Annotated in this window: 1 protein-coding gene; it reads right to left on the bottom strand. The window is 45.0% G+C overall.

Annotated elements, in window-relative coordinates; all coding sequences use genetic code 11:
• Positions 1–218: 218 nt before the first annotated feature.
• On the bottom strand, positions 219–449 hold a 231-nt coding region (locus tag KP705_RS17700; RefSeq protein ID WP_215765229.1), incomplete at its 5' end, for a hypothetical protein.

The following is a 449-nucleotide window of genomic DNA, read 5'->3' as shown; positions in this document are numbered from 1 at the left end:
TTATAGAAAGCATGATGCGGGAGCATCAGCCCAACAATCTTATTCTACATCTGCTCGAATTTTATTTCAGCACCAACGATGACACGACCATCAAGAGAAGGCTCAACACAGAGAGCCATAGCAATATCGGGCCCGAAAATATCCAATGATCTAGGGACACCTATCGTGGGTTCGCCTTCATCACGCTTCGTGAAAAGCTCAGCATCATTGATGACACGCTACTTCAAAATCTTCAGAGATCCATCAGACTGATCGCGAACGATGCGAAGCCTCTCATCATTAAGACACCCATTGAACTCATTAAACGATCCGTACCTCTGTATCAGTCGCGTATTGAGTGTCTCATTATAGAACCACTCAAGATGGCCATCCTCCATCGTCTCAATATCGTTCGGCTTAGTCACATATTTTGTGACCTCATCAACAGACTCAAGAGTTCCCGCATCCTT

The organism is Gluconobacter sp. P1D12_c, from assembly GCF_018812105.1.
GTDB lineage: Bacteria > Pseudomonadota > Alphaproteobacteria > Acetobacterales > Acetobacteraceae > Gluconobacter > Gluconobacter oxydans_A.
This window is presented reverse-complemented; position numbering and strand designations above follow the sequence as displayed.